Annotated in this window: 15 protein-coding genes; 9 read left to right on the top strand and 6 right to left on the bottom strand. The window is 72.1% G+C overall.

Annotated features, from left to right (window positions below; genetic code table 11):
• Nucleotides 1-13 precede the first annotated feature (13 nt).
• The 6 genes from ACWGKT_RS31190 to ACWGKT_RS31165 all read left to right on the top strand — a co-directional run bounded on the left by ACWGKT_RS31190 (nt 14) and on the right by ACWGKT_RS31165 (nt 5652).
• Nucleotides 14-886, top strand: coding sequence for a helix-turn-helix transcriptional regulator (locus ACWGKT_RS31190; protein ID WP_453276314.1), 873 nt, complete (start codon nt 14-16; stop codon nt 884-886).
• A 191-nt stretch (nt 887-1077) separates the two neighbouring features.
• Nucleotides 1078-1755, top strand: coding sequence for a leucine-rich repeat domain-containing protein (locus ACWGKT_RS31185; RefSeq protein ID WP_453276313.1), 678 nt, complete (start codon nt 1078-1080; stop codon nt 1753-1755).
• Between the two features lie 99 nt (nt 1756-1854).
• Complete coding sequence (locus ACWGKT_RS31180; protein WP_453276312.1) at nt 1855-2556, top strand: hypothetical protein; 702 nt, start codon at nt 1855-1857, stop codon at nt 2554-2556.
• Nucleotides 2557-2743: 187 nt separating this feature from the next.
• Entirely contained in the window at nt 2744-2989 is a 246-nt protein-coding gene (locus ACWGKT_RS31175) for a ferredoxin (protein WP_356141288.1), read from the top strand.
• Nucleotides 2979-4370 (top strand): NAD(P)/FAD-dependent oxidoreductase, encoded by a 1392-nt coding sequence (locus tag ACWGKT_RS31170; protein WP_356141286.1) that lies wholly within the window; start codon nt 2979-2981, stop codon nt 4368-4370. Before ACWGKT_RS31175 ends, ACWGKT_RS31170 begins: the two co-directional genes overlap by 11 nt.
• Before the next feature lie 43 nt (nt 4371-4413).
• Nucleotides 4414-5652: a cytochrome P450 gene (locus ACWGKT_RS31165; protein WP_453276311.1), complete on the top strand. Its 1239-nt coding sequence runs from the start codon at nt 4414-4416 to the stop codon at nt 5650-5652.
• A gap of 30 nt (nt 5653-5682) precedes the next feature.
• Here the strand turns inward: ACWGKT_RS31165 and ACWGKT_RS31160 are convergent, their stop codons facing one another.
• Nucleotides 5683-6510, bottom strand: coding sequence for a hypothetical protein (locus ACWGKT_RS31160; protein WP_453276364.1), 828 nt, complete (start codon nt 6508-6510; stop codon nt 5683-5685).
• On the opposite strand from ACWGKT_RS31160, the gene ACWGKT_RS31155 reads away from it, so the two are divergent.
• Nucleotides 6458-6682, top strand: a complete 225-nt coding sequence (locus ACWGKT_RS31155; RefSeq protein WP_453276372.1) for a hypothetical protein — start codon at nt 6458-6460, stop codon at nt 6680-6682. The two genes, ACWGKT_RS31160 and ACWGKT_RS31155, sit on opposite strands and share 53 nt — an antisense overlap.
• A gap of 93 nt (nt 6683-6775) precedes the next feature.
• Here the strand turns inward: ACWGKT_RS31155 and ACWGKT_RS31150 are convergent, their stop codons facing one another.
• The 4 genes from ACWGKT_RS31150 to ACWGKT_RS31135 are packed head-to-tail and all read right to left on the bottom strand — an operon-like array spanning nt 6776 to nt 13110.
• The gene (locus tag ACWGKT_RS31150) at nt 6776-8854 is read right to left on the bottom strand and encodes a trypsin-like serine peptidase (RefSeq protein WP_453276310.1); all 2079 of its coding nucleotides are present in this window, start codon (nt 8852-8854) and stop codon (nt 6776-6778) included.
• 6 nt (nt 8855-8860) lie between these two features.
• Nucleotides 8861-10708: a peroxidase family protein gene (locus tag ACWGKT_RS31145; protein ID WP_453276309.1), complete on the bottom strand. Its 1848-nt coding sequence runs from the start codon at nt 10706-10708 to the stop codon at nt 8861-8863.
• A gap of 57 nt (nt 10709-10765) precedes the next feature.
• The gene (locus ACWGKT_RS31140) at nt 10766-12676 is read right to left on the bottom strand and encodes a GMC family oxidoreductase (protein ID WP_453276308.1); all 1911 of its coding nucleotides are present in this window, start codon (nt 12674-12676) and stop codon (nt 10766-10768) included.
• On the bottom strand, nt 12673-13110 hold the full coding sequence (locus ACWGKT_RS31135; protein ID WP_453276307.1) for a hypothetical protein: 438 nt from the start codon (nt 13108-13110) through the stop codon (nt 12673-12675). The genes ACWGKT_RS31140 and ACWGKT_RS31135 overlap by 4 nt, the downstream gene beginning before the upstream one ends.
• 250 nt (nt 13111-13360) lie before the next feature.
• On the opposite strand from ACWGKT_RS31135, the gene ACWGKT_RS31130 reads away from it, so the two are divergent.
• Nucleotides 13361-14170 (top strand): hypothetical protein, encoded by an 810-nt coding sequence (locus ACWGKT_RS31130; RefSeq protein ID WP_453276306.1) that lies wholly within the window; start codon nt 13361-13363, stop codon nt 14168-14170.
• Nucleotides 14171-14199: 29 nt separating this feature from the next.
• Here ACWGKT_RS31130 and ACWGKT_RS31125 read toward each other — a convergent pair whose 3' ends face one another.
• Nucleotides 14200-15297 carry an alpha/beta hydrolase fold domain-containing protein gene (locus tag ACWGKT_RS31125; RefSeq protein ID WP_453276305.1) on the bottom strand — a complete coding sequence of 366 codons (1098 nt, stop codon included), beginning with the start codon at nt 15295-15297 and terminating at the stop codon, nt 14200-14202.
• 303 nt (nt 15298-15600) lie between these two features.
• On the opposite strand from ACWGKT_RS31125, the gene ACWGKT_RS31120 reads away from it, so the two are divergent.
• A complete protein-coding gene (locus ACWGKT_RS31120; protein WP_453276363.1) occupies nt 15601-18975 on the top strand; it encodes a pyruvate carboxylase in 3375 nt (1124 codons plus the stop codon).
• Nucleotides 18976-18996: the final 21 nt, after the last annotated feature.

Here is an 18996-nt window from a genome sequence, read left to right as displayed (position 1 = left end):
TGACCATGGTGGGGTGAACCATTCGGAGCTCGCCGCCTTCCTGAAGACCCGCCGCGACCGGGTCCGCCCGGCCGACGTCGGCCTGCCCGTCGGCCCCCGGCGCCGGGTGCCCGGACTGCGGCGCGAGGAGGTCGCCCAGCTTGCGGGCCTGTCCGCGGACTACTACACCGAGCTGGAACGCGGTCGCGGCGCCCAGCCCTCGGCCCAGGTACTGGCCGCCCTCGCCCGCGCGCTGCGGCTGAACGGCGACGAACGCGACCACCTCTTCCGGCTCGCCGACCGCCCGCTGCCCCCCGCGTCGTACGGCCCGTCCGCGCACGCCCAGCCGGCCCTGCTCGGCCTGCTGGACCGGCTCACCACCACGCCCGCCCAGGTCATCTCCGACCTGCACGAGGTACTGGCCCAGAATCCGCTGGCCGTGGCGCTCGTCGGTCCGCGCCGTGCGGTCAAGGGACCCGAGGCGAGCTTCGTGTACCGCTGGTTCACCGACCCTGACGCCCGGAAGCTGTACCCGCCCGAGGACCACCCCCATCACTCCCGGGTCTTCGTGGCCGACCTCCAGGCGGTCGCCGCGCGGCGCGGCCAGGACCCGGAGGTGACCCGCATGGTGGCCGCGCTGCGCCGGCACAGCGAGGAGTTCGCGGCCCTGTGGGAGACCCGCGACGTCGCCGTACGGCGCACCGACCACAAGCGGATCGTCCATCCCGCGCTGGGCGTCATCGAGGTGGACTGCCACAGCCTGCTCAGCGAGGACGGCCGGCAGCGCCTCCTGTGGTTCTCCGCGCCCCCCGGCACCGAGGGCGCCGCCCAACTGGAGCTCCTCTCGGTGATCGGCACCCAGGACATGACCACCGGCGTGGACGAACTCGGCCGCCGCCGAGGCTGAACGGGACCCGCAACTCGTCCTCGTCTCAGGCCTGTTCGCCCGGTGGCAGTAGTTTGAGCGCCATGAATGGGGACGGAGAAGCGCGAGTCTTCCCGAATCGGTGGGCCAGCGCGGCGGGCCCGGGTGGTGCGGAGCCGAGCAAAGACCTGTGCCAGTGCTTCGAGCGGCACCCCGGGGCACCGCAGCCGGGCGTGCGCTTTCACGCCGAGCGGCAGGACACGACGGCACCGGGCTGGCTGCGCCTGCTGGAGCTGATCGAGGAGGCGGCGGCCGACGGCCGCGAGGAGTTCAAGCCGCTGGCCGAACTCCCCGCGCACGAGCGGCGCCGGATCATCACGCTGCCGGCGAGCATCGCCAGGCTCAAGGCGGTGCGGCACCTGGTCCTGTACGGCAGCAACCTGGTCCGCATCCCGCCGGAGATCGGCGCGATGGAGAGCCTGGAGGAGTTCACCCCGTACACATCGAGCCGGCTGCACTGGTTCCCGTACGAACTGACCCGCTGCCCGAACCTGCGGCGCAGCACGGTCAGCACCCGATGGCTCTACGGCAACTTCAAGCTGCGCCCCCAGTTCCCCCCGCTCGGGGCACCGACCCCCCGGACGGCGGACCTCGACCTCGGTGACCTCGACCCGGGGACCTGGGGCGCCGAGGCGGTCCACGCCTGCAGCGTCTGCGCCGGACCCGTGCCCGCGGCCGGCGTCCACCAGGTCTGGATCTCGCTGACCGTCGCCACCGACGTACTGCCGCTCCTGGTCAACGCCTGCTCGCAAGGCTGTGTCGACGCACTGCCCGAGCCGCCCGCCCACTACGTCCCCACTCCGCACCGGGGCGGCCCCTCCGTCGCCCAGCCCCCGCCCGGACATCTGTGAACGGGGGCCGGGCTAGCCCGATCGCGGCGTCGTAGTTGCGGCCGTCGCGCGGAGGCTGCTTGCTGGAGGCGGGGTCGCCGGACAGGAAGTGAGCCGGACATGCGGACAGCGGGGCCGGTGCAGAGGCCGACAGTGGGGCCGGGGCAGAAGGCGCTGGAGACCCCGCGGGCCGCCGGGCTGGCGGGGATCGTGTTCGGGCTGCTGCTCGCGGCGGCCATCGTGCTGATGCGGCTGGGCATTCCCCAGGGCGCCGACGCGGTCACCGCCCAGGGCTTCGAGGACTCGACGCGGCGCGGCGCGGTCCAGGCGGCCCTCAGGCTCGTGCCGTTCGCGGGCATCTTCTTCCTGTGGTTCGTCGGCGCCGTACGGGCCCATGTCGGGGAGGCCGAGGACAAGTTCCTCGCCACCGTCCTCCTCGGCAGCGGGCTGGTCTTCACCGCCACCATGTTCGGGGCGGCCGCGGCGGCCTGGGGCGTGCTCGCCGTCGCCTACCCGCCCGGGAGCTCCCCGGCGCTCGCCGCCTGGAACTTCGGCCGTCACTTCGCGTACACGCTGATGATCGGGTACGCGATGCGGATGGCGGCGGTCTTCACCTGCTCGATGTCGGTGATCGGGCACCGCCTCGGCGTCCTGCCGCGCTGGCTCACCCTGCTGGGCTTCCTGACCGCCGTGATCCTGCTCTTCGTCTCGCCGAGCGTCCCGTGGTCCGAGCTGGTGTTCCCGGCCTGGACGCTGGTGCTGGGCACGCACATCTTCGTGGAGAACGGGCGGGCCCGGTCGAGGGCCGCGGCGGCGGGGTGAACCCTGGCGCACGCGGGCGGGCCCGCGTCGGTTCCCACGGACCGTCACTCGACCGGAGCGTCCCGACGAGCGCCGCCCCCGCCCCGGATTCCATGCTGGCAGGTGGGAGATGACCGCCGTCCGGAGGCGCCCGCCCGCCCGGCGGGCGGTGTGCTCCGGACCTGGCCGCACAAAGGGCGGAGCGTCGATGAGGCTTGTCGTCGATCTCAACAAATGCCAGGGCTACGCGCAGTGCGCGTTCCTCGCGCCGGACGTCTTCGCCATGCACGGCGAGGAAGCGCTCGTCTACGACCCACGGGTCGAGGAGGAGCAGCGGGAGAGACTGGCGCGCGCCGTCGCCGCCTGTCCCGTCCAGGCGATCACCGCCGACGGACTCGACGGCACCGGAGCCGCGCCCGTCGGCACCGCGCAGGAGCCGTCCGATGGCAGCTGACTACCTGGACCAGCTCAGGCGGGAGGGCCGGATCGTCATCGTGGGCGCGTCCCTGGCGGGCCTGCGCGCCGCCGAGACCCTGCGCGCCGAGGGTTTCACCGGCTCGCTCACCATGGTCGGCGACGAGCCGTACGAACCCTACGACCGGCCGCCGCTGTCGAAGGCGGTCATGCTCGGCAAGGCGTCCGCGCTCCACACCGAGCTGCCCCGGCGCCGCGAGATCGACGCGAAGTGGCGCCTCGGCGTCGCCGCGACCGGTCTCGACATGGCGGCCAGGCGGGTCCGGCTGGCCGACGGGGACGAAGTCGAGTACGACCGTCTGCTGATCGCCACCGGCACACGCGCCCGCCCCTGGCCGAGGGAGGCGGAGGCCCGGCTGGACGGCGTCCACCTGCTGCGGACCCGGGACGACGCGGCCGCCCTGTACCGGCGGCTGAAGGCCGGGCCGCGCCGGGTGTTCATCATCGGCGCCGGCTTCTCCGGCTGTGAACTCGCCTCGGCCTGCCGCGAGATGGGCATCGCCGTCACGGTGGCGGAACGCGCCGGCGCCCCCCTGGTGGGCGCGCTCGGCGGGGTCGTGGGCGCGGTGTCCGCGGACATGCACACCGAGAACGGGGTGGACCTGCGCACCGGCGTCATGGTCACCGCGCTGGAGGGCGACTCGGTGGGCCGGGTGCGCGCCGCCCACCTCTCCGACGAGAGTGTCGTCGAGACGGACCTCGTGGTGGTCTCGCTCGGCTCGATGCGCAACACCGAGTGGCTGAACGGGTCCGGACTCGGCGCGGGCCCCCGGGGCATCGCCTGTGACGCGGGCTGCCGGGCCTTCGACTTCCGGGGCATCGTCACCGACGACATCTTCGTCGCGGGCGACGTGGCCCGGTCCCCGCACGCGCTGTTCGGCTACCAGTTCCTCTCCCTCGAACATTGGGGCAACGCCGTCGCGCAGGCCGAGATCGCCGCCCACAACATGATCAGTCCCAGCTCCGAGCGGCGCCCGCACCTGTGGGTGCCCGCCTTCTGGTCGTCACAGTTCGGCGTGAACATCAAGTCGGTCGGCGTACCGCCGATGGGCGAGCAGATCATGATCACGCAGGGCTCGCTGGCCGAGCGCCGGTTCGTCGGCGTGTACGGCTTCCAGGGCCGGATCATCGCCGCCGTGAGCTTCGACAACACGCGGTGGCTGGAGTTCTACCAGCGGCAGATCGAGCGGGGCGCGCCCTTCCCGGTGGAGTTCCCGACGGTCGACCGCCGCCCGGAGAACCGGCAGCCGGTGCCCGCCGACTTCCCGGACCCGTCCCTGCCGACGCACGGCCCGACCGTGACCCTCAGCGGATACTCGCCGGCCGACCGGCAGCTGGTCTTCACCCCGGGCCGGCACTGACGGCTGCCCGGCTCCTCGACACACCACGCCCCAAGGACCGCTCATGACGCAAGCCTCGCTCCTGCGGCAGATCACCGCCTTCACCAATCGCGCCAACCCGTATCCGCTGTACGAGGAGCTCCGCAAGACACCGGTGCTGCTCGACGAGGAGGGCGGTCCGTACGTCATCAGTTCCTACTGGGACATCGAGAGCCTGCTCCACGACCCGCGGATCAGCTCCGACGCCGCCAACCTCGCCGCCGCGGGCGCCGACACGGCGAACGGGCCGGAACAGACGGGGCTGCCGCCGTCGTTCATCCGGCTCGACCCGCCGGAGCACGACCGGCTGCGGCGGATCGCCAACCGGGCCTTCGGCCCGCCGCACCGGCCGCGCCGCATCGACGGCATGCGCGGCGAACTCCACCGGATCGTCACCGAACTGATCGACGGCTTCGGCGACGCGCGGCAGATCGACCTGGTCGACCAGTTCGCCTACCCCTTCCCGGTGACCGTCATCTGCCGGCTGCTCGGGGTGCCGCGCGAGGACGAGCCGCGCTTTCGCGCCTGGGTCGACCCCATCGTGGCCGGACTGGATCCGGAGACCCAGCAGGGCGTCGACTCCGAGTTCGTCAAGAGCGCGCAGGAAGCGCGGATGCAGCTCGGCATGTACCTGTCCGGGCTGGTCGACCAGCGCGCCAAGGAACCGCGGGACGACCTGCTGTCCGACCTGGTGACCAGTCAGGGCCCGGACGGGGCCATGACGATGATGGAGGTCCTCTCCACCTCGGTGCTGCTGCTCATCGCGGGCCACGAGACGACCGTCAACCTGATCACCAACGGCATGCTCACCCTGCTGCGTCACCCGGACGTCCTGCAGCGGCTGCGCGACGATCCGGGCCTGTCCGTCAAGATCGTGGAGGAACTCCTGCGGTACGAGCCGCCGGTGCAGCTCGTGCCCCAGCGCACCTGCATCGCCGACATCGAACTGCGTGGCGTCACCATCCCGAAGGGCTCGCGGATCTGGCTCGTGCTCGCCGCGGGCAACCGGGACCCGGAGCGCTTCACCGACCCCGACCGGTTCGACCCGGACCGCGAGGACATCCAGCACCTCGGCTTCGGCAGCGGCATCCACAGCTGCTTCGGCGCGCCCCTGGCCCGACTGGAGGCCCAGATCGCCCTGACCGAACTGGCCCGCAGACTCGGCAACCCCCGCCTGGACGAGGACCCGCCGCCCTACCGCCAGAACGCGGTGCTGCGCGGCCCACGACACCTGAACATCAGCTTCGACGAGCTGCGTCCCTAGCCGACCCGGCCGAAACGCAAGGCCGTCGGCTCATGGCTCGTCCGAGTCCTTGGGGCGGCGGTGCGGCATCTGTTCCTTGGCGGTTCGCCAGCGTGAGCGGGTCTGTTCGACCACGCCGTCCCACTGGCGGCGGACCTCGCGCTCGGAAGGGCGCTCGCCCCGGCTGATCCGGACGAGTTCGTCCCGTACCTCCCGGCCGAGTGCCGCCGAGCCGACGAGGAGCAGCATGGCGCCGAAGAGGGCCGAGATCATCGCGAAGACGGCGCCGACCGAGCCGTAGCGCGCGGCGTAGGTGTTGAACAGATGCGGCAGGTAGACGGACGCGCCCACCGAGTAGAGCCCCGCGAGCACGGACGCCGTGACGCCGAACGGCAGCAGGCCCGCCCAGGTGATCCGCCCGGCGGACAGGAGCCGGCCGGTCCACACGAGGAACGCGCCGGTCACCGGCACCTCGCAGATGACGGCCACCAGCCCCAGCCGGCGGCCGCCCAGGAACGCGTTCAGCCACCCGGAGACCACCAGGTAGACGCCCAGCGTGAGGATCCACCCCAGGCCATTGCGCGTGTTGCGCACGCTCAGCGGCTTCAGCTCCCACGTCTGCTCGAACAGGCGTTGACTGGCACGGGCGAAGCTCAGCGCGGAGATGGTCAGGAACACGGCCCCGAAGTAGCCCCTGCTCGCGTCGCTGTCGCCGGTGGGGCCGAAGAGGGACGTGACCGATTCGGCGCCCGCTCCGGTCAGGCCGTAATGGTTGATGATCCGCCTGGCGATGTCCTCCTCCCCGAAGGCGTCCAGGACGGAACCCATGACGATCGCGAGCGGGATCAACGCGGTCAGCGCGCTGGAGGCCAGAGCCATCGAGCGGTCGAAGCCCACGATCTTCTGGAACCGGCTGACGACACGCAGCGCGAAGTCCGGACGCAGCCAGAACGTCAGCGTTCTGATGACGCGTTCGCGGTGGATCCCGGCCGTCCTGCCCTCCGTGGGGATCGGGGTGGAGATGGGGGCCTGTGTGGCGGCGCCAGCCTAACGGCGGCTGATCGCGACCGGCGGGACCGCTCGCCCGCCTTCACCCGCATGGCCCGTCGGTGCCCGGTGCCCGGTCGTCCCGGCAGGACGTCGGTCATCCGGGACCGAGATGACGGCCGATCACCTCCGCGACCTCGGCGTGCGAGAGGTACTCCACGATGCTGTGGGCCCGGTCGCGGGCGTTGAGGACGGCGAGGTCGGTCGGTCCGTCCGCCCAGTCGTCGGCCAGCGGGCAACCGATGGCCACGGCATCGGCCGGGGACCAGGCGTTGAGCCAGTCCGGCACCGCCTCGGGCCGCTTCGGCCCGCCGGAGAGCAGCCGGTTGTAGACGCTGTCCAGTCCGAGCGGGCTGCCGGCCGTGGTGAGGTGGATGGGGCGCACGCCGGGGGACAGCCGGGTGGTGAGGTCCATGCCGACGACCGTGCCGAGGCTGTGGCTGACGAGGATCAGCTCTCCCTCGTCCGGCATCGTGTCGAGCACGCAGTCCAGGACCGTGTCACGGATGCCCGGGTCGTCGAGGTAGGCGGCCACGTCGCGGAAGACCAGGGCGATGGTCCACGCGTCGAGGTCGCTCCGCCCGGCCAGCCAGCTCAGCTGCCGCTGCAGGGTCCCGACCACGTCGCCGAGGCCGATCCGCTCGGCGGCCGGCCGCTCGCCCCCGGGGACGGCCTGCGGGATGTCCCACCGGGCGGCGGCCTCGCCGACGATCTCCTCGTACACCGCGCGGGTGGTCGGCGAGACGGGCGCGGCCGCCTCCGCCTCCGCCTCCGCCGTGAGGCTCGTCGCCTCGACGAGCCGGGGGACGGCCTCGTGCGCGGAGAGGGCCTGGGCCAGCCGGTCGCCGTAGTAGGGGAACCAGGCGTCGGCGGGGTCCACCGGAGGGAGGCCGGCGCGGACGAGCCCCTGGTTGAGTCCGGCCGCCCATTCGCGGCGCAGCTTCTCGGGGTCCTTGCCCTCCTGGGAGCGGCCGTGCAGGAAGACGAGATGCCGTTTGCCGCCGAACGCGCCGTCCCGGGCCCGCAGTCCCGTGTGCGGGACGGCCGCCTCGGCCGCAGCGAGGGGTCCGGGTGCCGCCGCGAGGGGTCCGGCTGCCGCCGTGACAGGTCCGGGTGCCGGGGGAGTCACGGCGGGGACCGCGGCGACCGCGGCACCGCCCAGCCCCGACTCCGGCCCCATCTCCGTCAGCAGGTCCCGCTCCCGTTCGGTGAGGGGCAGCGCGGCGAGGTGCCGCAGGATGGAGCTGACGCGGACGCCCTCGTTGGACACCCAGTCGATGGCGTCGTCCCCGTCGCCGGGCTGCCACACCTGAGCGTCCCGGCGCAGGACTTGACCCCGCTCGTCGGTCTTCGGCACCCCGCTGTGGTGGAGGGCGACGACCTCCCACTGGTCGTTGAAGACCGGGGAGCCCGAATTCCCGGGCTCGGTGTCCGTCCTGTACTGGAGGAAGTCGTCGAGCCGCACCTGGAGCATGTTGTCGCGGACGGCGATCTCCTTCAGGCGCCCCATCGGATGCCCGATGACGTTGACCGGCTCACCGATGACCAGCTTGCCCGGCTGGACGCTCAGCCGGTTCCAGCCGAACGTCTGGCCCGGCGGTCCGGTGCCCGGACCGGCGGCGACCAGCACCAGGGCGAAGTCCAGCCGCTGGTCCGCCACGAAGAAGCCGCCTGGATCGAGCTCCAGGCGGATCGGCGCCTGCGGGGTGTTGTCGACGGTGACCTGGGCGTCGAACTCCACGAAGCACCGCCCGGCCGCCTCCGCGTCCGTGAGCACGTGATGGTTGGTCATCAGCAGCCCGGGCGAGACCAGGAAGCCGGTCCCGAGCGGGAGTTCGCGGCCGTTCTCACGGACCGAGATCCGGGCCACCGTACGGGCCGCACGGGCGCCGCGCGGCAGGAAGCTCCACGCCTGCAGCTCCTTCGACACCCCGAGGATGCGCTCGTAGGCGGCCGGCGCGGCCAACGGCTCCGCGCGGACGGCCTCCACCACCATGGCGGCGGGCACCGCGTGCCGCTCCAGCAACCGCGTTGCGCGCGCCGCGAGCGCCTGTTCCGAGTCCGGGAAGGCCACCCCGGCGTCCTGCTGTCGCTCGACGGCTCCCCGCTCGTCGCTGGACTCGCGGTACCGTGCCGCGGCCGCCGCGAGCTGCCGCCGCCGCTCCTCGCTGCACATCTCGGCTCACTTCCCCGCGGCGGAGTGCCAGGGCACGAAGGCGTTGGTCAGCCCGGACAGGGCCGTGCGCAGCTCCGGGTGATGACGCAGCAGCACGCTGACCATGCTGTTGTCGTCGATCCAGGCCAGTCCGGCCTTGGAGTACACCTCGGGCGTGTAGTACTCGGTGAAGAAGCGGTCGCTGTTCAGCCGGCGCGAGGCCATCAGGATGAAGATGCGGAACGCCGTGTCGCTGAAGGCGAATCCCCGCGGCAGCTTCTCCGCGTACAGCCCGACCATCAGGTCGACCTTCTCGATGTCGCCGTCGTAGAGCCACTGGATCTGCTCGGCCCACGCCCGGTTCTCCGTCAGCTCCAGGAAGTTCTCCGCTGGCTTCAGCCGCAGCAGCCGCCGGAACTCGTTGTAGCGGGGGACGCCCAGCTCCCTGGTGCGCAGGATGTCGGTGGCGGCCAGGTCCTGGAAGTGACCGTCGGGACGCTCGAACTCCTGCAGGAACTTGGGGAAGTTGAACAGGGTGACCAGCCCGGGGTGGAGCGTGCCGAAGCTGTAGAGCAGATCGGCCATCTTGTTGGTCTCCAGGAACTTCAGCGCTCCCGGGCCGGAGATGTCGCGCAGGGTGCACTGGCGCAGGGTGCTGTCGTCGGCGACGGCGCGCAGATGCCAGTCGTCGCGGATGAGCGGATGCATCCGGTAGACCGCCACGAACTCCTCCGTGAGGGCGTACGGGACGCCGTAGTGGTCCGTCTCGCCGCCCGGGATCCCGCTGATGACCTCGCTGCCGCTGATCCGGCCGAACAGGTTGTGGACCCGTTCGCCCGCGATGCCCCACCAGTTGGCGCGCAGCGCCTTGACGGTCGTGGGGTGGCTGATCACGGCCGGGGTCCACTCCACCGTGTGGATCTTGGCGAGCAGGGCGGCGTTCACGAGCCGCGCGCGCTGGAACAACTCCTCGTCGTCCCAGGAGGGGTACGCCGCGTGCAGGTGGTCGCAGATCGCGTTGTGCTCCCGGGTGAACAGGTCGTGCATCATGGCGAGGCCCAGCCAGAAGCCGGGAACCTGCGAGGGGTCCTGGGACGGGTCGGAAGGGATGGGGGACTGCTCGTCGTCCCACAGGTGCAGCCTGCCCGCCCGTCCGGTGCGCATCTGGCGCTGCTCGGCCTCGTTCTTGCCGTAGATCTGGGACGCGTCCCACCAGTGCGAGGACACGTTCACACGGGTGTCGGGGGTGCCGGCGGGTGCGTGCGGGTCACGGGTCGGGTCGTCCGGGAGCCGCATGATCTTCATGGGATGTTCCGGCCAGGGGTCGTCCTCCAGGAGGGGAACCTCCCAGGGCCGGTCCGCGGGGCTCGTACCGTGGCTGAACCAGTCACGGATCATGAACTGGAGCCAGGCGGCGACCAGGGAGTTGACCGATTCGGCGGGGACCAGTTCGTCCCGGGTCAGCAGCTCGCGGCTGACCCGGCGCGGGTTCGGCTCGGACAGGACCTCCCGCGGCCCGGCCGGAACGATCGACTCCAGCGGGATGTTGCGGCCGAAACGGGTGCCCGCCATGCCCATGCGCGGCTCGCCCAGGTCGTTGTGGCTGCCGTCGGCGGTCCGGTTGACCTTGTGGCTCGCGGACGGGGGCGCGGGCTCGGGCTCGTCGACGGCCGGCAGCCGGCTGGTGTCGTGGAGGTTCTTCTGCCGGAGCCTGACCCGCAGCCCGAGGAGCGTCAGCAGACCCGCGATGACGGGCAGTTTGTCCCAGCCGATGCGGCGGTCGACGTACTCGGCGGCCTCGGTGATGATCCGCCAGGGTAGTGAGGTGCGGTATCCGGCCGGGGAAGTTCCCGCGGCGCGTCGGTTCGTGCTCATCGCGCTCCTCCTTGGGGGCCTGGTCGTTGCGCGGGGAGGGCGGCGCGGCGGTGCCGTTCAGGCGCGGGCCGCGTCGCCGAGGATCACGTCGCTCGCCTTCTCACTGATCATGTAGATGGGGGCGGCGACGAAGAAGCCGGGAATCCGGGGGAAAACCGAGGCGTCGACGATCCGCAGCCGGTCCACTCCGCGTACCCGGAACCGGCTGTCGACCACGGCCGAGGGGTCGTCCGGGCGTCCCATCCGGCAGGTGCACGAGGCGTGGTGGCCCCAGGCCTCGTCCTGGACGAACCGGCGGATGCCGTCGCGGCCGTCGGCCGCGTCGCCGGGCCACAGCTCCTCGCGGATCACCGCGCCGGCCCTGCGGTTCATCCCGCGCACGAACTCCACGGCGTCGGCCATCGCTTCGAGGTCCAGACCGTCCTTGTCCGTCCCCTCGGCGAAGTAGTGGAAGGTGACCAGCGGGGTGTCGCGCGGGTCGGTGGACCGCAGCAGCACCCGGCCGCCGGTGTTGTGGGTACGGCTCTTGAGGACGGCCCAGGTGAAGCGGTCCTTGTGGCGCGTCAGGTCGAGGGAGTAGCCGGGGCGGTATCCCCGGAAGTCGAAGGGGCCGCCGAAGATGAACAGATCGGGGGCGTCCAGGTCCGGGCGGGACTTGCGGGTGATGCCGAGGACGGCGCCGTTCGTCGTGTACAGGCCCTCGCCGCGCTGCCAGGCGCGGTAGCAGCGGTCCGGTTCGGCCCCCGGCTCGGGCGCGTGGAAGGCGCAGTCCCCGATGACCGGGAACGCGCTGTTCATCCGGCTCACCACGCCGACCTCGTACCGGTCCTGGAGGTTCCTGCCCACGCCCTCCAGGCCCACCCGGACCTCGATGCCGTGCCGCCGCAGCTCCTCACGCGGTCCGATGCCCGAGAGCATCAGCAGCTGCGGCGTGTTGAAGGCCCCGGCGGCCAGGATCACCTCGCGGGAGGCGAGCACCCTGCGCACCACCGGCGGGTCGGTGACCTGCGGGCTTTCGGGGTCGGCCCGGTAGGCGTGCGCCGCGTCCAGGTAGTCGACCCCCGTCGCCGCCCCGCCCTCGTCCAGCACGATGCGGGCCGCGAGCGCGTGCGTACGGACCACCAGCCGGTCCGGGAGGTCGCGCCGCACCTCCTGGACGCGTTCGCGCACGGCGCTGCGCCGGCCGTTCGCCGTGGAGATCGGGATCTGCCACAGCCCCTGCAGCGCCTGTGTCTGCGCCCGCCAGTCGTTGGGGTCGACGAAGGAGCCGAACCCTTCCAGCGGGGAGAGCGGCCGGTCGAGGAAGCCGGCCAGTGTCTCCTCGGCGGCGGACAGGATGACCTTGAGCAACTGCGGGTCCTGCACGGCCAGTTCGGGGTCGACGAGGGAGGTCGGCAGCCAGCCGTCGTATCCGTGCCGGGCGTCGTTGCGGTACCGGGACGCCACGAAGGGCAGCAGCGTCAGCAGTGCGGCCAGCAGCCGGTTGCGGGGCGGCCGCTTGGGCCTCGGCCGGTACGTGCAGCGCTCCAGCCGTTCGAAGTAGCCGCGCATCCGCGCGCTGTGCCAGCTCGCGTCGCCGGTCTGTGCCGCGATGTCGTCCCAGTCGCGGTTGTACGGATAGACGGTGATCAGCGCGTGATGCGCGGTGCAGCCGCCGACCGTCCCGGCGCGCGGGTACAGGATGCCCCGGTCCGGTACGAGTTTGCTGTCGCGCAGCTGCTGCCGCTCGTCGGCGTAGTGCCGGACGAAGTAGTTCCAGCACTGGGCGGGATCCTCGGAGGCGTCCGCGTGGAAGGCGGGCACGCGGTAGGTGTCGTTCCCCTCGGCACCGCCCGCGTCGAGCAGCAGGGTGCGCATCCCCGCGGCGGCGAGGTTGGCCGCGAGCGGCCCGCCTCCCGCGCCCGCGCCGACGACGACGTAGTCGAAGCCCGTCTCGGCGGGTGGCGCGGCACCGGAGTCGGTGCTCACGTCCGTTTCCCCTTCGGGCAGTTGCCCGGCTTCCCCTTCGGGCACGGGGTCAGCGCGACGGTCGAGGTGACGGCCAGGGCGGTGTTGACGGCCGAGATGAAGGTGGTGAGCACCGCCGTGCGCGGCGGGACCTGGCCGTGGATGCCGAGCGAGGCCGCCGTGAAGGTGTCGCTGCCGTGGATGAGGATGCCGTCGCTCAGGTCCTGGCGCAGCCGTTCGCCGCTGTGGGTCAGCAGATCCATGCCGAGCAGGACCGTACGGATCCCGAAGAGCCTGAACGCGTAGACGGCCGCCGGACTCGGCGGCTCGCGGTCGGGGTCGAAGCGGCGGATGAGCAGGTCGGGCGCCAGCAGTCCGGCGGCTCCGTTGAAGAGTCTGATGGCGGCGAGTACGTAGACCGAGACAGGGCGGTGGGCGGCACTGACCGTGGTCATGACGTCTCCAGGAGGTGTGGTGATGGTCGTGGTGACGGACCGGCCGCCGAACCTCACGACGGGGGAGAGGAACACCCCGGAAGCACCGTTGAAACACTCCAATTACCACGTTATGGGACGTACCGTTCGCCTGCACCTTGAGGGATGACGTTGGATGGTCACTGAACCTGGTGGGTGATCCAAACGTCTATACGATGGCGGGCGGCAAAGGCAGAGGCGCCGAGTGAACAGCCCCTGCGAGGGGGAGGTCATGGGAGTCGGCGTGGGCGGGCAGGCGTCCGTGGTGGTGTCGCGCGTGGCGTCGTACGTCGGACGCACGCTGTGGCGCGAGTGGCGCGGCATCGTCGTGGATCCCGTACGACAGCTCATGCGGCGCGGCCTGTCCGGCCTGTTCCTGGCCTTTCTGGCCGCGTTCGGGGTCATCTTCTTCCACGACATCGCGCAGCATCCGGCCGGCGCGGAAGCCGTGTGGCAACTCGGCGGCGTCAAGGCCGACCTGCCGCTGTGGCTGGCCCTGCTGCGCACCCCGGTGTCGCTGTACGTTCCGGCGCTCGACCTGCCGGTGTGGGCGGGCATCACCCAGCTGTTCCTCGCCTTCGCCCTGGCCGAACTCACCCTCGGCCGGGCCCGCACACTGGTCGTCGCCTATGCCACCACTCTGGCCGGCACGCTCACCGTGCGGTTGATGATCGCGCTCGGCCCCGGCTGGTGGGGCCTCGGACTGCCGGCGGAGTGCGGCAGGGTGCTGGACACCGGGCCGTCCGCGGCGGTGGTGGGCCTGTTCACGTACCTCGCCGTGGTCCGGCGCGCCCCCATCGTGTTCATGCTGACCGGCGGGTCGATGGTGTGGGAGTCGATCGCGATACCCAACCTGGCGGGCCGGGAGCACCTGATCGCGGTCGGCGCGGCGATCGTCCTGGGGCTGCTCCACGGACGCCGTCGGCCGCTGGACCTGCCGGTGCCGAGGATCGAGCGGACGGGCAGGTCCACTTCGCGCCGACTGCGCCGCTTTTCCCGGGCCTCCGTCCAGCTCTCCCGGGTCCGGTCCGAGGAGAACTAGCGTCCGCGCGGAGTCGGTCACCTCACTGGTCACCGGCCGGTGGGGCGCAGCCGTTCGTCCAGGAAGGACACGACCGTCCGCCACGTCGGGGTCAGAGGACGGGCCGACGTGCCGTGGCCGTTCACCGACGTCTTCTCGTAGGCGCCCTCGCGGGTGTCGTGGTCGCTCAGCATGCCGAGAAGGGTGGCGTGCCCGGCCTTCGGGAAGGTGATCAGCCGGGCGTCGTCCCCCGCGGCGGCCAGCTTGTCGTAGAGCAGGCGGCTCTGGTCGTACGGCACCACGGTGTCGCGTTCGCCGTGGAGGATCAGGAACGGCGGGGTACGCCGTCGCCCGATGTGGGTGAGGGGGTTCGCCGCGGCGACCAGGGACGCGGGGCACCGCTCGATGGGGCAGCCGAGCAGCCGCGACTCGGGCGAGCCCGGGCCCGCGTGGCAGCCGGTGAGACCGAACTCGGCGTCGAACGCCGCGCAGCCGTCCGGCATGTGTGCGTCCATCCGCAGGAAGTCGGTCGGCGGATAGAACGGCACGGCCGCCTGGACGGCACTGGACGGCCCGGACGTCCCGACGTCCCCCTCCAACGCCGGGACGTCCCCCGTGACGGCGGCCATCGCCGCGGTCCAGCCGCCGGACGAGTCACCCATGATCGCGATCCGGTCCGGGTCGAGGTGGTACCGGGCCGCGTTCCCGCGCAGCCAGCGGACGGCGCCCTTGATGTCGTACAGCTGGGCCGGGAACCGCGCCTGCGAGCTGGAGCGGATCGCCACGCCCGCGACCGCGTACCCGTACGGGTTGAGCTGTGCGGCCACCTTGTCGGCGCCCTGGCGTCCGCTGTCCGCCAGCCAGCCCGAGCCGCTGGAGAAGACGACCAGCGGGACCGGCCGGGCGGACCGCGGGACGTAGAGGTCCAGCAGGTGGCCCTGGGTGCCGGGCGGCTGGGCGGGTGCGTAGGCGAGGTCCTTGGTGACGGCCACGCTCGCGAGCGCAGAGCCGGGGACGGGGGAGTCGGCCCCCACGGCCAGGGTGAGCACCACGGCGGCCGCGGCCGCGGCCACCGCCCATGCCCGCGCAGCGCGTCCCGGGCGCGGGTCCGCCGTACCTGCCCCGGCGTGTCGACGGCGTCCGAACATCGTGCTGACTCCTCTTCGCGCGGGAGGGAAGGGAGTGATGGGCGGGAAGGGAGGGAAGGGGGAAATGGGAAGGAGCTAGCGGGAACTTCCAGACTAGGCCCGTGCCCGCTCGCCGTCCCGGCGGACGGGGTGGCCGGGCCTCGGCGTGGAGGCCGAGGCATCGCCGTGAAGTTCGGGTGACATGTCAATGTGATGTTTCCCGCCTTCTGGAGCCACCGGCGCGCCCCTAACGTGGCGGCGTGGCACGGCAGGGGGATGGCCGACACCATGGTGTTCGTCGCCGGCAGGCTGAAGGGATCGAGAATGTTCCGCAAGGTGCTGGTCGCCAACCGTGGCGAGATCGCGATTCGCGCGTTCCGCGCAGGCTATGAGCTGGGCGCGCGCACGGTCGCCGTCTTCCCGTACGAGGACCGCAACTCACTGCACCGGCTGAAGGCCGACGAGGCCTACGAGATCGGGCAGCCGGGGCACCCCGTGCGCGCCTACCTCTCCGTCGAGGAGATCGTGGGCGCGGCGCGCCGGGCGGGCGCGGACGCGGTGTACCCGGGATACGGCTTCCTGTCCGAGAACCCCGAACTCGCGCGCGCCTGCGAGGAGTCGGGCATCACGTTCGTCGGGCCGAGCGCCCAGACCCTGGAGTTGACCGGGAACAAGGCCCGTGCGGTGGCCGCCGCCCGCGCGGCCGGGGTGCCCGTGCTCGGCTCCTCGGCCCCCTCCAACGATGTCGACGAACTCGTGCGCGCCGCCGAGGACGTCGGCTTCCCGGTGTTCGTGAAGGCGGTCGCCGGCGGCGGCGGGCGCGGTATGCGCCGCGTCGAGGAGCCGGCCGCGCTGCGCGAGTCGATCGAGGCCGCCTCGCGCGAGGCGGCGTCCGCGTTCGGTGACCCGACCGTCTTCCTGGAGAAGGCCGTCGTGGATCCGCGCCACATCGAGGTGCAGATCCTCGCCGACGGACAGGGCGGCGTCATCCACCTCTTCGAGCGGGACTGCTCGCTCCAGCGCCGCCACCAGAAGGTGATCGAGCTGGCGCCCGCGCCCAACCTCGACCCGGCCCTGCGCGACCGGATCTGCGCCGACGCCGTGAAGTTCGCCCGGGAGATCGGCTACCGCAACGCGGGCACCGTGGAGTTCCTGCTCGACCCCGACGGCAACCACGTCTTCATCGAGATGAACCCCCGCATCCAGGTCGAGCACACGGTGACCGAGGAGGTCACCGACGTCGACCTGGTCCAGGCCCAGTTGCGCATCGCGTCCGGCGAGACGCTCGCCGACCTCGGGCTGTCCCAGGACACCGTCACCCTGCGCGGAGCGGCCCTGCAGTGCCGTATCACGACCGAGGACCCCGCCAACGGCTTCCGCCCGGACACCGGCCGCATCAGCGCCTACCGCTCGCCCGGCGGTTCCGGCATCCGGCTGGACGGCGGCACCACGCACGCCGGTACGGAGATCAGCGCGCACTTCGACTCGATGCTGGTCAAACTCACCTGCCGGGGCCGGGACCTGAAGGCCGCGATCGGCCGGGCCCGGCGTGCGGTCGCCGAGTTCCGCATCCGCGGCGTGGCCACGAACATCCCGTTCCTGCAAGCCGTCCTCGACGACCCGGACTTCCAGGCCGGACGGGTCACGACCTCCTTCATCGAGCAGCGGCCGTACCTGCTCACCTCCCGCACCTCCGCCGACCGCGGCACCAAGCTGCTCACCTACCTCGCGGACGTCACGGTGAACAAGCCGCACGGCGAGCGGCCCCTGCTCATCGAGCCGGCCACCAAGCTGCCGCCGCTGCCCGCGGGCGAACCGGCGCCGGGTTCGCGGCAGCGGCTCGTCGACCTGGGCCCGGAGGGCTTCGCCCGGTGGCTGCGCGAGTCGCCGACCATCGGCGTCACCGACACCACGTTCCGCGACGCCCACCAGTCGCTGCTTGCCACCCGGGTGCGTAGCAAGGACCTGCTGGCCGTGGCGCCGGCGGTGGCGCGCACGCTGCCGCAGCTGCTGTCCCTGGAGTGCTGGGGCGGCGCCACCTACGACGTCGCCCTGCGCTTCCTCGCCGAGGACCCGTGGGAGCGGCTGGCCGCCCTGCGCGAGGCCGTGCCCAACATCTGCCTCCAGATGCTGCTGCGCGGCCGCAACACCGTCGGCTACACGCCGTACCCGACCGAGGTGACCGACGCCTTCGTGCAGGAGGCCGCCGCCACCGGCATCGACATCTTCCGGATCTTCGACGCGCTCAACGACGTCGGCCAGATGCGCCCCGCCATCGACGCGGTACGGGAGACCGGCACGGCCGTCGCCGAGGTCGCCCTGTGCTACACCTCCGACCTGTCCGACCCGGGCGAGAGGCTCTACACCCTCGACTACTACCTCCGCCTGGCCGAGCAGATCGTCGAGGCCGGCGCCCACGTCCTGGCCGTCAAGGACATGGCCGGACTGCTGCGTGCCCCGGCCGCGGCCACGCTCGTCTCGGCGCTGCGCCGCGAGTTCGACCTGCCGGTGCACCTGCACACCCATGACACGGCGGGCGGACAGCTCGCCACCTACCTCGCCGCGATCCAGGCGGGCGCGGACGCGGTGGACGGAGCGGTGGCCTCCATGGCGGGCACCACGTCGCAGCCGTCCCTGTCGGCGCTCGTGGCCGCGACCGACCACTCCGAGCGCCCCACCGGCCTCGACCTCCAGGCCGTCGGCGACCTGGAGCCGTACTGGGAGAGCGTCCGCAAGATCTACGCGCCGTTCGAGGCGGGCCTGGCCTCGCCGACCGGACGCGTCTACCACCACGAGATTCCCGGCGGCCAGCTGTCCAACCTGCGCACCCAGGCCGTCGCCCTCGGCCTCGGCGACCGGTTCGAGGACATCGAGGCGATGTACGCGGCCGCCGACCGGATGCTCGGCCGCCTGGTGAAGGTCACCCCGTCCTCCAAGGTCGTGGGCGACCTGGCCCTCCACCTGGTCGGTGCCGGGGTGAACCCCGAGGATTTCGAGGCGGCCCCGAACAAGTACGACATCCCCGACTCCGTCATCGGCTTCCTGCGCGGCGAGCTGGGCACCCCGCCCGGCGGCTGGCCGGAGCCGTTCCGCAGCAAGGCGCTGCAGGGCCGGGCCGAGGTCAAGCCCGTGCAGGAACTGACCGCCGAGGACCGGGCGGGCCTGGAGAAGTCCCCGCGCTCGACGCTCAACCGGCTGCTGTTCCCCGGCCCGACGCGCGACTTCGACACCCACCGCCAGGCGTTCGGCGACACCAGCGTGCTGGACAGCAAGGACTTCTTCTACGGTCTGCGCCCCGGCAAGGAGTACGCCGTCGACCTCGAACCGGGCGTGCGGCTGCTCATCGAGCTCCAGGCCGTCGGCGAGGCCGACGAGCGCGGCATGCGCACCGTCATGTCCAGCCTGAACGGCCAGCTGAGGCCGATCCAGGTGCGCGACAAGGCGGCGGCCTCGGACGTGCCGGTCACGGAGAAGGCCGACCGCGCCAACCCCGGGCACGTCGCGGCGCCGTTCGCCGGCGTGGTGACGCTCGCGGTGTCCGAGGGCGACGAGGTGAGCGCGGGTGCCACGGTCGCCACCATCGAGGCGATGAAGATGGAGGCGACGATCACGGCCACCAAGGACGGCAAGGTGTCCCGGCTGGCGATCAACCGCATCCAGCAGGTGGAAGGCGGCGACCTGCTGGTCGAGATCGCCTGAGGACTCGGGTCGCCCGATCCG

The sequence above is a fragment of the Streptomyces sp. NPDC054794 genome, from assembly GCF_053611585.1.
This window is presented reverse-complemented; position numbering and strand designations above follow the sequence as displayed.